This window comes from Bradyrhizobium sp. YR681, from assembly GCF_000282615.1.
GTDB lineage: Bacteria > Pseudomonadota > Alphaproteobacteria > Rhizobiales > Xanthobacteraceae > Bradyrhizobium.
Map to the genome: position 1 here is coordinate 1 of NZ_AKIY01000349.1, position 11,443 is coordinate 11,443.

Genomic DNA, 11,443 nt, shown 5'->3' on the forward strand with positions numbered 1-11,443 from the left:
GCCGAAGGCGCGGATGAAGGCCCGGCGCATCCGCTCGGGATCGCGAAAGCCGGTGGACTGCGCTACGTGCTCGATCGCTTCGCCGGAAGACTGCACCCGCTCGCGGGCGACCTCGACCCGTAATCGCTCCAGCGCCTTGGACGGCGTGGAGCCGGTTTCGGCGATGAAGGAGCGGACGAAATGCCGTGCGCTCAATCCCGCGCGGTCGGCAAGCGCGTCGACCGTGAGCTGCGCATCCAGATTCTCGCGCATCCATGACAGCAGGCCGCCGAACCGGCCGTTCGGCGTCTTGAGCTCGAGCAGGGTCGAGAACTGCGATTGCCCGCCACCGCGGCGCTGATAGAGCACCAGCTGCCGGGCGGTTGCCTGCGAGATCTCCTCGCCGTGGTCCTCGGCGATCATGGCGAGCGCGAGATCGATCCCGGCGGTGATGCCCGCCGAGGTCCAGACGCGATCGGCCCGGATGAAGATCTGGTCCGGCTCGAGGCGGACATTGGGATAGCGTCCGGTGAAGTCGGTTGCGCACGACCAGTGCGTGGTCGCACAGCGGCCGTCCAGCAATCCGGCCTCGGCGAGCAGGTAGGCTCCGTTGCAAACGCTGGCGATGCGCACGCCACGCTTGGCCAGTCTGCGGATGAACGCGATCGTCGTCTTGCAGCGCGCGGCCGCTTGGACGCCTTCTCCACCGGCAACGAAGAGCGTCGTGACGGCGCCGGCCGCACGCAAGCTGCGCGCCTGCATCTCGATGCCCGACGAGCTGCGCACCGCGCCGGCCCTTGTTGCGACCGTGATGACGTGCGGCGCGTTTTTCGCGTGGCGTCTTGCGATCTCGAAGACCGAGATCGGGCCAGCCGCGTCCAGCAACTGGAATTCGGGAAAGATCAGGAAGCCGATCATGGACGCGTCCAAAAATGAGGGAATTACGCCGTTTCCGTGCCTTAGGCCAACATGGCACGCTGCAACCGTCAAGCGCGATGTCGAGGTTGTCATGTCGGGTCCGTTGCAGATCGGCCTTCTGGTTTTTCCCCGTGTCACCCAACTCGATCTCACCGGCCCTGCGCAGGTGTTCTCAAGCCTGCCGGATGTGAACGTGCATCTGATCTGGAAGCGCATCGAACCCGTCCCGAGCGATTCCGTGATTGCGCTGACGCCGACCGTCACGTTCGCCGACTGCCCGCAGCTCGACGTGATCTGCGTTCCCGGCGGCTACGGCACCGACGAGCTGATGCTCGACGAGGAGGTGCTGGCGTTTCTGCGCAGGCAGGAGAGGGGCGCCAAATACGTCACGTCGGTCTGTACCGGCTCACTCGTGCTGGGTGCAGCCGGTCTGTTGCAGGGATATCGCGCGGCCACGCACTGGACGGCCACCGATGCATTGCCGTTCTTCGGCGCCTCGGTGTCGCGCGAGCGGGTCTGCGTCGATCGCAATCGCATCACCGGCGGCGGCATCACCGCCGGAATCGATTTCGCGCTCACGCTGGTCTCGATGCTGCGAGACCGTGCGGCCGCCGAGATGGTCCAGCTGCGCATGGAATACAATCCCGCCCCGCCATTCGAGGCCGGCTCGCCGGATACGGCGCCGGCTGCGATCGTCGCGGCGATGAAGGAGCGCGTTGCGCCGGCGCAGGCGCGGCGGCTGGAGTTCGTCAGGAAGGCCGTCGGGCAGCAGGGATAGCGCGGCGGTCGGGGTCAATCATCGCCGACATCCGTCGCGATGCTGGAATGGAGGGGGCAATGGCGCCTTGTCGTGCTGAAGTTTTGCTGTCGCGGCGGAGCCGGCTTTGCCGCTTGACCTTCGGCCTCGCTTTGGCGCTGGGGCCGGTCGCTCTTGCCGAGCGGAGTACGGCTGCCGAGTTTTCCGGCGGGGTGGTCAAGATCGGCATCGTCAATGATCAGTCCGGGCCCTTGTCCGACAATTCCGGGCCAGGTTCCGTCGTCGCCGCAAAGTTGGCAATTGAGGATTTCCAGAGGGCAACGCCTGACGTCAAGGTGGAGATCGTCTTCGCCGACCATCAGAACAAGCCGGACATAGGTGCCCAAATTGTCCGCAAATGGATCGACGTTGACGGCGTCGACATGGTCGCCGATGTCGGCAATTCGGCGGTGGCTCTCGCCATCCAGTCGATTGCGCGCGACAAGAACAGGATCGTGATCTATTCGGCGGTCGGCACCACGGAGATCGGCGGCAAGCAATGTTCGCGCACCGGTCTGATGTGGCTGCACGACAATTACAATCTCGTCTCCGGATCGGTTCGCAGGCTGGTGTCCCAGGGCTACGACAGCTGGTTCTTCATCGCGGCCGACTACGCGTTCGGACGCAACATGGTGGAGGTGTCGCAGCGTGTGCTCGCGGATGGAAAAGCAAAGGCGCTCGGCGCCGTCTTTCATCCGCTCGGAAACGCCGATTACGGCTCGTTCCTGCTGCAAGCCCAGGCCTCGAAGGCCAAGGTCGTCGCCTTTGCCAATGCCGGTGAGCAACTCGTGACTGCCATGAAGCAATGGCACGAGTTCGGAATGAACCTGGGATCGCAGAAACCGGTCGCCGAGCTGATGTTCCTGACCGATGTGCACGCCATGGGCGTCGAAACCGCCAAGGGGCTGACGACCGTCACGGCCTGGTATTGGGGCCTGAACGAGGAAACGCGGGCGTTCGGCCAGAGGTTCTACAAGCTCCACAAGGCCATGCCGACCGCGCCGCAGGCCGCCGTCTACTCCGCGGTGTTGCACTATCTCAGGGCTGCGGCTGCGGCCGGAACGGACGAGACCAACGCGGTGCTCGACAAGATGCGCGCAATGCCGGTGGACGATGTCTATGCGCGGGGCGCCCGGCTACGCGCCGACAACAAGCTCGTGCACGATTTCTACCTCGTCGAAGTCAAGAAGCCCGAGGACGTCAAGACCCCCTGGGACTATTACAACATCGTCGAGAAAATACCCGCCGACGATGCCTTTCTTCCCTTGAGCCAGAGCGAATGTCCGTTGCTCAAGGCATCGGCAAACTAGCCTCGGCCGCTCCCGCCTGGGGTGGCGGTATCGGTCACGTGGATTGGGCGATGAGTGTAATGTTATAACACGGCGCTCAGCCGTACTCCTCGCCGATCCCGTATTCCCGGTAGATCTCCAGCGGATCCGTCTCCGGAAACAGGCGGCATTTGGCCTGGGCGAGGTGGAGGCTCACCGCCGACGGTTCCTTGCCGCTGGCCAGCATCTTGCGGATGTCGTCCATATGCGCGCTCGGCTGGTGCTTTGGCTCGAGCTGCTCCAGCGCGACCAGCGCGGTCGCCAGGGCCTCGGTCAGAACCCAGTCGTCGTGGCCCGTGATTCCCTTCTTCGGCATCGGCAGACCCCACATGCGGTGGCTGTGCCAGTCTACCGTAGCTTCCCGCAAATCTCCATGGAGCCGGCGAGGGAACGCGCAGGCGGCCGCGTGCTCGCTTGCATTATGGCCGCGCGTGGCTAAAAGGCGGCAATTGCGGGGGCAATCGTATCCTTGTTGAAACAAAGTTGGCGTAGACGGCCTCTCGCGTCGTTCAGGCTGGCCGGTCCGGCCTGCAACCATATCCCCGAATTCGACAAGGCCCGACGGTCGTACCGCTCAAGGCTGGAGCCAGCATGGTCTTTCTAAGCTTCGTCTACCGCTTCGTGACCAACTTCGCCTTCATGGCGATGGTCTATTTCAGCCTGAACTTCCTGGAGAAATACCAGAACCGGGCGATCGTCGCGATCCTGGTGCTGGTCTATGCCGGCATGCGCGCGGCCTCGACGCTGCGGGCGTTCTACTTCTTCCAGAAGATCGAGAAGCTGGAAGCCGAGACGAAACGCCTTCAGGCTCCGATCAACGACGGCTCGGGCGGAACCAACGCGCGCAGGCAGGTCGTCACAGACGTTGCGCGGCTGCGCCGTGACGGCGAGCTCAAATCCTATATGGACCTGTTCTTCCTGGCGCTGATCGTACTGCTCTGTGTCGCCAACATCATGCGGCAATAGGCTTTTACTGCGCGCGCTTCTTCAGGCTCGCCACGCGGGTCGGATGCGGTGCCGCGCTCTTCGGCGCAGCGCTCTTGGCTGCAACGGTCTTGGCTGAAACGGTCTTGGCTTGCGCAGTGTGCTTCGGCGTGCCGTGCGCAGCGTGCGCGGTGTGCGGCTTGCCGGCCCTGATGCTTCCAGGCTTGACGGTTCCAGGTTTGCCCCTGGCCGCACGAGGCGTCTCGGCCGCCATTGCCAGCCGGGTTGCGGCGCGGCGCGACAGGGTCGTGGACAGCAGCACCTCGACCGAGCCCTCCGGGATGGCGAACAGATCGCGGCCGGGCACGGACAGGGTGGAGGCGACATCCATCTGCGCCTTGGTCCGGCGCGGCAGCAGCGGCTCGTGCGCGGTCTGCGCGTTGAGATCGGCCAGCGAAGGCGCCGGCAGCGTCCTGGTCTGCGTGAACGCGAAGTTCGGCACCGCGGGCCAGCGCGCGATCGGCGTCGTCTCGGTCGGCGGATGCAGCAGCCATTCCACTGGGGTGGTCGGTGTCGCCGGCCGGTCGGCGGTCGCGGGCACCACATGCACGATGCGATAGCCGCGCGCCTTGAGATCGCGGATGATCTTCGGCAGCGCCGCCACCGTGCGGGCCTGGATGTCGTGCAGCAGCAGGACGCCCTTGCCCTTGGCCTCCAGCCGCTGGATCGCGAGCTGGTAGACGCGGTCGGACGAGACATGGCGCCAGTCGTCGGCGGGGAAATCGGCGCTCCAGACCTGGATGCCGCGCGAGATCAGGTAATTCTCGACGCCCTCGGCGCGCATCAGGCCGGGAATGCGGAAGAACGGCGCGAGCTGGCTGGACGGATCGGTCATCGCGGCCGAGGTCCACTCGATGCCGCCATTGATCTCGGGCTCGAACTTCTCGATCGGCATCCGGTCGAACGTCAGCGGATGGTTCATGCTGTGGGTGCCGACGGTGTGGCCCGCCGCCACCAGCTTGCGCACGCCTTCCGGGTTCGCCTTGGCCTGGCTGCCGATGATGAAGAAGGTCGCCTTGATGCACTCGTCGGCGAGGATCTTGAGCACCTGGTTGGAATATTTCGGCAAGGGACCGTCGTCGAACGTCAGGACGACCTCGTGGTCCTTCAGCGGCAGCGTCTCGCGGTATTGCATCGTGCCGATGCGCGGATGCTCGCGCGGGTCGACCACGAGGGTGCGGGAGGTGCCGAGCGCGTCGGGATGGCCGGGGCAGTCGGCCGCCAGCGCCGCCGGTGTGCCGACGCTCAGCAATCCGAGACAGAGGACGATCCACGATCGCGTCCGAACAACAACGCTACTTCCGATCATGAACCCGGTCTGCCCTCATGCGCGATTGCCGCCATAGTAGGTCGGAGACGTCAGGAAACGGTTCAGGCGCAAGAACTTTTTTCAAGAACCATTCCCGAGAACCTTCTCACGACGAGCCCGCCTCAATACTTGCATGGGGTATCATGAACAGATTGTTAATAGGGCTCAAATCACCCCATTTTGCTCCGGCGTGACATTCCGGCATCAGCGCGTATCGGCGCTCTTCTGTGACGTGCCCGCCGGGACCAGATGAACGACGCGAAAACCGTTGTCCTTCAGATAGCGGAGGAAGGCCGGCATGATCGCGGCCGTGCGCGCCTTTGGATCGTGGAACAGGATGATACCCTTGCCGCTGGCGGCGAGGCGCTCGGTGACGAGCTTCAGTTCCTGTTCCGGCGTCATCTCGTTCCAGTCGCTGGCCCACAAATCGGCCCCGAATACGACGATGCCACGCGACTGGAGCAGGTCGAGCTGCCCTTGCGTGGATTCGAAATAGGGGAAGCGGAAGAATGGCGTCGAGGGCGTCGTCGTCGCGACCCCGTGCAGCGCCATCTCGTCGGCCGCAATGCCGCGGTCGATTTCGCTCTTCGCCTTGTCGAACGGGATCCGCGCCATGAACGGGTGCGACCAGGTGTGGTGGCCGATGGTGTGGCCCTCGCGCGCGATGCGCTTGACCATGTCGGGGTGTTCGGAGGCGTGCAGGCCGATCAGGAAGAAGGTGGCGCGCACGCATTCCTGCGCCAGCGCCGCCAGCACCTTCGACGTCGTCGGCGGGTTCGGGCCGTCGTCGAAGGTCAGCACGACCTCGTGATCGGCCAGCGGCAGCGTCTGCGGAAAGCTCTTCAGGCCGACGCGCGGCGTGGTCTTCGCGTCGACGCTCAGGATGCGCGAGGTGCCGAGCGCATCCTTGCGCGGGCACTCGGCGGCATCCGTCGAGACGATGCCGATGACGGCCGCCAGCACCGCGCCCAGCGACATCGAGGTCCATCTCAGTCGAAGCATCTTTGCCATTGCGCTTGGAGTTGCCTTGTGGGTATTGCCTGAGCCGTCAGCCCAGACCACCTGATCCAACCTGTCAAACGGCGAGGCGCACCATGGATGATCATATGGACGGTGCCCCATCCGCTGCGGATTCGGTACTCGACCACGTGCCGATGCGCAATGAGGACGGCGATATCAGGCACGAATTCGTCGAGGAAATTGCCCGTGCGATCGAGGCCGGCGAGAGCGCGGCGCTGCGCGCCTGCGTCGCCGAGCTGCACGAGGCCGACCTCGGCGACCTGATCGGGGCGCTCGAGCCGGACGACCGCGTCCGCCTGGTCGAGCTCACCGGCCGCGACTTCGACTTCTCGGCGCTGAACGAGGTCGACGAGTCCGTCCGCGACGAGATCCTCGACGAGCTGCCGCCGGAGACGGTCGCCGAAGGCGTCCGCGAGCTCGAATCCGACGATGCGGTCGAGCTCTTGGAAACCCTCGATGAGGACGAGCAGGAGGAGATCCTCGAGAAGCTGCCCTTGCAGGAGCGCGTCGCGCTCGAGCGCAGCCTGCTCTATCCGGAAAATTCCGCCGGCCGGCGCATGCAGACCGAGTTCATCGCGGTGCCCCAGGATTTCACGGTGGGGCAGGCGATCGACTACATGCGCGATACGCCCGATCTGCCCGACCGCTTCTACGAGATCTATGTCGTGGACAAGGAGCAGCACTGGCAGGGCGCGGTCTCGCTCGACGTCCTGCTCCGCGCCCGCCGCCCGGTGGCGCTCACCGAGCTGACCGACGAGGACCGCCGCCGCGTCTCCGTCCTGGAGGACCAGGAGGAGGTGGCGCGCATGTTCGGCAAGTACAATCTGGTCGCAGCCCCCGTGCTCGACACCCAGGACCGCCTCGTCGGCGTCATCACCGTCGACGACGTCGTCGACGTGATCGAGGAGGAGGCGGACGAGGACCTCAAGGCGCTGGGCGGCGTCACCAGCGACGAAGAACTGTCCGATACCGTGTTCACCATTGCGCGCGCGCGGTTCAACTGGCTGCTGGTCAATCTGGCCACCGCCTTCCTGGCATCCTCCGTGCTCGGCCTGTTCGAGGGCCAGCTCGAAAAGATGGTCGCGCTTGCGGTGCTCGCACCGATCGTGGCGAGCCAGGGCGGCAATGCCGCGACCCAGACCATGACGGTCGCGGTGCGGGCGCTGGCGACGCGCGAGCTCGGCGCCTCCAATGCCTGGCGGGTGGTGATGCGCGAGGCCACGGTCGGTCTCGTCAACGGGCTCGCCTTTGCCGTGATCACCGGCATCGCCGCGGTGGTCTGGTTCCGGATCCCGGGGCTCGGCATCGTCATCGGGCTTGCGATCATCTGCAACCTCGTCGCCGGTGCGCTCGGCGGCATCTTGATCCCGATGGCGCTCGAACGCGTCAGGGCCGATCCGGCGGTGGCGTCAGGCACGTTCGTGACCACGGTGACCGACGTCGTCGGCTTCTTCTCCTTCCTCGGCATCGCGACGCTGTGGTTCGGGTTGAGGTAGGTAGTACGTAGCCCGGATGGAGCGCAGCGTAATCCGGGACCGCTGCGTCGGCGCGAGAGGGGCCCCGGATTGCGCTGCGCTCCATCCGGGCTACCGGCGACTATCTTTAATCCGAACTTAAGCGACCTGCCGCATCATCACCCGCGCTTGGGGGAATGGACATGCGGTTGCGGCTGAAGGCGGACGGACGGGTCGTTGAGTTGCGGGACGGACAGGAATTTCCGGTCCAGCCGCACCCGGTCGAGCCCATGGTCAATGCCGCGCCGGCCGACACGAACTCGCTCGCCGTGCGCGATCTGCGCCGCCGCGCCTGCCTGACCCAGATGGAGTTTGCGGCCAAGCTCGGCGTGCCCGTCGAAACCATCCGCAATTGGGAACAGGGCAAGCGCGCCCCGCGGGGACCGGCCCGCGCGCTGCTGGCGGTGATCGCGCATGCGCCCGACACCGTGTTCCAGGCGCTCGCCAAAGCCTGACGAAGGGCCTGAACGCCAGAGCCGAGGTGCAAACCTCCCGTTAGCATTGCGTTGAATATCCGGCCGAACCGCCAGCGGCTTCCGTTGGCAGTGCCACGGGCCGGGTCCATAATGGCGTTCGGGGCTGCCGCAACAGAGAGGATTCCTCATGCTGTTCGTCGAGGCCAATGGCGCAAGGATACCGGCGATCGGGCTCGGGACCTGGGAGTTGGAAGGGCGCACCTGCGCGCGCGTCGTCGAGCAGGCGCTGCGGCTCGGCTATCGCCACATCGATACCGCACAGGTCTATGACAATGAGCGCGAAGTCGGCGACGGCATGCGCGCCTCCGGCGTGCGCCGCGATGACATCTTCCTCACCACCAAGGTCTGGACCAACCATTTCGCGCCCAACGATCTCGAGCGTTCGGTCAAGGAGAGCCTGGCACGCTTGCGGCTCCCCTCCGTCGATCTGTTGCTGCTGCACTGGCCCAATTCGCATGTGCCGCTGGAGGAGACGCTGGGCGCGCTGTCACATGCCAGGCGCATGGGCCTGACCCGCCACATCGGCGTCTCCAACTTCACGGTGGCGCTGATCGAGCAGGCGGTCGCGCTGTCGGGCGAGCCGCTGGTCTGCAACCAGGTCGAATACCATCCCTATCTCGACCAGGCGAAGGTGAGGGCGGCCTGCGACCAGCACGGTCTCGCACTGGTCGCCTACAGCCCGATCGCCCGGGGCCGCATCAAGTCCGACCAGACGCTTGCGGCAATCGGGCGCGCCCATCGCAAGACGCCGGCGCAATCTGCCTGCGCTGGCTGGTGCAACAGAATATTGCTGCGATCCCGCGGACCTCGCGCGTCGAGCGCCTGTCGGAGAACATCGAGATCTTCGATTTCGAGCTCTCGGACGACGAGATGGCGGAGATTGCCGCGCTGGCCAACCCCAAGGGGCGCCTGACCGATTTCGGCTTCGCGCCAAAATGGGATTGAGGGGCCGTTCCGGTATGCTAGGAGCAGGGCGGCAACCCAAGACCGGGCGATGGAACTGCGGACAATCATACGGACGGACATTGCAGCGTCGGCGATCGCTCATCTGACGCTGGTCGCGCTGATCATCGTGATCAGCGAAGTCCGTCCATTCCATGCCGCGCCGACCGAAACCGTGACGGTCGACATCGTTACGCCGGAGCAGGTCAAGCAGCAGGAGATGAAGGCGGAGGAGGCCGCAAAGGAGAAGGCGCCGGAGCCGACCCCGACCCCTGAACTGAGACTTCCGAAGCTGGATGTCACAGACAAGGACAGGGCGGAGGCCGCGACAAAGCCTGCAGCCAAGCAGAAGGCCGCCTCCCAACCATCGCCCGAACCGCAGAAGCAGCCTGAGCCTTCACAGCCGCCAAAGCAGCGCGAGTCCAACGCGCAGCCGCAAGCTCAACAGCCGCCGCAACCACAAGAGCAGCAACAGCCTCAGCAACAACAGCCGCCGCAGTCGCAATTGCCCCCGCAACAGCCGCCCCCGCAACAGCCGCCGCCTCAGCAGCAGCCGCCGCAACAAGCGATGTCACAGCCGCAGGCCGCACCTCCGGCCTATCAGGCTCCCGAGCCCGACGTGACAGTCAAATACGGCGTGATGCTGGGCCTGCCGCCTGAACTGCCGGTCGAGCCGAAGGACGCACTCAAGGATGACGGCGGCGATGCCAAGGATTCGATCGGCGCCAAGCTTCCACCCGAGGTCATTGCCGAGCTTCGCCGGCGCTTGCGCGGCTGCGCAAAACTGCCGGCCGGTGTCGCGCCGACCGACCCGGTGCGCATCAAGCTGCGCGCGGTGTTCGCCACCGACGGCACGCTGGCCCGTCCGCCGATCCTGATCGAAGCCCCGCCATCCGCGAAGGGCGTCGCCATCGTGAAGTCGGCGACGAGCGCGCTGCAGGCCTGCCAGCCCTACAAGATGCTGCCGATGGATAAATACGAGGAATGGAAGGTGCTGGACCTGCCGTTCACACCGGGGGATTTCGGCGGCTAGGGCTCTACCGAATAACTGCGGTCCGTAGCCCGGATGGAGCGAAGCGTAATCCGGGGCCGCTATGGCCTGTGGCAAGAACCCCGGATTGCGCTTCGCTCCATCCGGGCTACAGGCTACGCGTCTTGGCTCGCGAGCCAAATGAAGGCGGCCAGAATTCCCGGCAGTTGCAGATCGTGACGAAGCGTGCCGGCTGCCGGCAGCAGGCGATGGTCCACGGTGACGCCGACCCGGCGCAGCGCCTCGACATAGGCTGTTTGAACCGACGCCGAGACGCGCTGGTCGTGCGGGTCGGTCAGCACGATGATCTTTTGCGGGGGATGACGGGCCACCTCGGCGACATGGTCGATCGGGTCGAGGAAATCGCTATGGCCGGTGATGTCGGCGCTCCAGCCGTTCTCGCGGTTGCGCTGCGCCACCGCCGTGTTTCCCGACGTGATCACCGCGCAACCGATGTCGTCGCGGCGCGCGATCAATGCGGCCACCAGATGGCCGCCGCCGGACTGCCCGACGAGATTGAGACGACGCCAGCCGAAATGCGCTTTCAGCCGGGTGAGCGCCGCATCGACGAGCGCGACCTCGCGCGGCCGCCGCCGGTCGAGATGGTGCCCCGACGAGCCCAGGATGCCGGGGCGCGCCAAATGGACGTAGGGGCGATGGAAGCTGGCGCTCAGCTGCTCGGCCACCGCCTGCATGTCATAGGCTGTCGCCGCCACGTACCACGCGGTGGCGACGACCCCGTCATCGCGCTTCTCCACGGTATCCCCGCGCAAAAAGATGACGGGGTCGGCCGGCGCCCCTTCGGGGGCGGCACCGTAGAAGGCGAGAACGTCGGGCCTGCCGTCGACCTCGACCAGGACACGTCCCGGACCGTCGCCGTCGGAAGCTGAACATTCGACGCCGCGGACCACCTCGGTTCCGGAGAAGGGCGTGGTCGGCAGCTCCGCGAGGATTGGAAATCTGATCATGCTTCAGTTGCCCCCAATCGCACTCTCGCTGTCAAGTCACGCCCGCGATAGCCGCGGAACAGCGCTGGGCGAAAGGTTGCCGCGGCCCGACGGGCAAAACACCCGCCACCCTGTCAACCCCTCCCCGCAAAAATATTCCACTTTACCGAAATTCGGAATTGTCGTATGTGTCGCCCATC

Annotated in this window: 11 protein-coding genes and 1 pseudogene; 7 read left to right on the plus strand and 5 right to left on the minus strand. The window is 65.5% G+C overall.

Annotated features, from left to right (window positions below):
• Window positions 1-897, minus strand: an 897-nt coding sequence (locus PMI42_RS37270) for a GlxA family transcriptional regulator (RefSeq protein WP_008145253.1), incomplete at its 3' end; no start/stop codon positions are given.
• Between the two features lie 91 nt (window positions 898-988).
• Here PMI42_RS37270 and PMI42_RS37275 point away from each other — a divergent pair.
• On the plus strand, window positions 989-1,675 hold the full coding sequence (locus tag PMI42_RS37275) for a DJ-1/PfpI family protein (RefSeq protein ID WP_008145254.1): 687 nt from the start codon (window positions 989-991) through the stop codon (window positions 1,673-1,675).
• A gap of 113 nt (window positions 1,676-1,788) precedes the next feature.
• Window positions 1,789-3,003 (plus strand): ABC transporter substrate-binding protein, encoded by a 1,215-nt coding sequence (locus PMI42_RS37280; RefSeq protein WP_035968149.1) that lies wholly within the window; start codon window positions 1,789-1,791, stop codon window positions 3,001-3,003.
• A 76-nt stretch (window positions 3,004-3,079) separates the two neighbouring features.
• Here PMI42_RS37280 and PMI42_RS39850 read toward each other — a convergent pair whose 3' ends face one another.
• Window positions 3,080-3,337 carry a hypothetical protein gene (locus PMI42_RS39850; RefSeq protein ID WP_240535324.1) on the minus strand — a complete coding sequence of 86 codons (258 nt, stop codon included), beginning with the start codon at window positions 3,335-3,337 and terminating at the stop codon, window positions 3,080-3,082.
• A 275-nt stretch (window positions 3,338-3,612) separates the two neighbouring features.
• Here PMI42_RS39850 and PMI42_RS37290 point away from each other — a divergent pair, with 275 nt between their 5' ends.
• Entirely contained in the window at window positions 3,613-3,987 is a 375-nt protein-coding gene (locus PMI42_RS37290) for a hypothetical protein (protein ID WP_008145257.1), read from the plus strand.
• Window positions 3,988-3,991: 4 nt separating this feature from the next.
• Here PMI42_RS37290 and PMI42_RS37295 read toward each other — a convergent pair whose 3' ends face one another.
• Together PMI42_RS37295 and PMI42_RS37300 are read right to left on the minus strand one after the other, a co-directional pair.
• Window positions 3,992-5,314: a polysaccharide deacetylase family protein gene (locus tag PMI42_RS37295; RefSeq protein WP_008145258.1), complete on the minus strand. Its 1,323-nt coding sequence runs from the start codon at window positions 5,312-5,314 to the stop codon at window positions 3,992-3,994.
• A 204-nt stretch (window positions 5,315-5,518) separates the two neighbouring features.
• The gene (locus tag PMI42_RS37300; RefSeq protein ID WP_008145259.1) at window positions 5,519-6,292 is read right to left on the minus strand and encodes a polysaccharide deacetylase family protein; all 774 of its coding nucleotides are present in this window, start codon (window positions 6,290-6,292) and stop codon (window positions 5,519-5,521) included.
• A gap of 116 nt (window positions 6,293-6,408) precedes the next feature.
• On the opposite strand from PMI42_RS37300, the gene mgtE reads away from it, so the two are divergent.
• The 4 genes and pseudogenes from mgtE (at window position 6,409) to tolA (ending at window position 10,299) form a co-directional block, all read left to right on the plus strand.
• Window positions 6,409-7,830: a magnesium transporter gene (gene mgtE / locus PMI42_RS37305; protein WP_008145260.1), complete on the plus strand. Its 1,422-nt coding sequence runs from the start codon at window positions 6,409-6,411 to the stop codon at window positions 7,828-7,830.
• Between the two features lie 155 nt (window positions 7,831-7,985).
• Window positions 7,986-8,303 carry a helix-turn-helix domain-containing protein gene (locus tag PMI42_RS37310; RefSeq protein WP_035968153.1) on the plus strand — a complete coding sequence of 106 codons (318 nt, stop codon included), beginning with the start codon at window positions 7,986-7,988 and terminating at the stop codon, window positions 8,301-8,303.
• Between the two features lie 148 nt (window positions 8,304-8,451).
• A pseudogene (locus tag PMI42_RS37315) lies at window positions 8,452-9,269 on the plus strand (aldo/keto reductase).
• A 49-nt stretch (window positions 9,270-9,318) separates the two neighbouring features.
• Window positions 9,319-10,299 (plus strand): cell envelope integrity protein TolA, encoded by a 981-nt coding sequence (tolA, locus tag PMI42_RS37320; protein ID WP_008145263.1) that lies wholly within the window; start codon window positions 9,319-9,321, stop codon window positions 10,297-10,299.
• Window positions 10,300-10,412: 113 nt separating this feature from the next.
• Here tolA and PMI42_RS37650 read toward each other — a convergent pair whose 3' ends face one another.
• Complete coding sequence (locus PMI42_RS37650) at window positions 10,413-11,264, minus strand: alpha/beta hydrolase family protein (RefSeq protein ID WP_008145266.1); 852 nt, start codon at window positions 11,262-11,264, stop codon at window positions 10,413-10,415.
• Window positions 11,265-11,443 lie beyond the last annotated feature (179 nt).

Bases quoted from the DNA above. Each gene is read 5' to 3' on its own strand.
- PMI42_RS37300 (WP_008145259.1), bottom strand. From the start codon at position 6,292: ATGTCGCTGGGCGCGGTGCTGGCGGCCGTCATCGGCATCGTCTCGACG.
- PMI42_RS37275 (WP_008145254.1), top strand. From the start codon at position 989: ATGTCGGGTCCGTTGCAGATCGGCCTTCTGGTTTTTCCCCGTGTCACC.
- PMI42_RS37650 (WP_008145266.1), bottom strand. From the start codon at position 11,264: ATGATCAGATTTCCAATCCTCGCGGAGCTGCCGACCACGCCCTTCTCC.
- PMI42_RS37290 (WP_008145257.1), top strand. From the start codon at position 3,613: ATGGTCTTTCTAAGCTTCGTCTACCGCTTCGTGACCAACTTCGCCTTC.
- PMI42_RS39850 (WP_240535324.1), bottom strand. From the start codon at position 3,337: ATGCCGAAGAAGGGAATCACGGGCCACGACGACTGGGTTCTGACCGAG.
- PMI42_RS37295 (WP_008145258.1), bottom strand. From the start codon at position 5,314: ATGATCGGAAGTAGCGTTGTTGTTCGGACGCGATCGTGGATCGTCCTC.
- mgtE (WP_008145260.1), top strand. From the start codon at position 6,409: ATGGATGATCATATGGACGGTGCCCCATCCGCTGCGGATTCGGTACTC.
- PMI42_RS37310 (WP_035968153.1), top strand. From the start codon at position 7,986: ATGGACATGCGGTTGCGGCTGAAGGCGGACGGACGGGTCGTTGAGTTG.
- tolA (WP_008145263.1), top strand. From the start codon at position 9,319: ATGGAACTGCGGACAATCATACGGACGGACATTGCAGCGTCGGCGATC.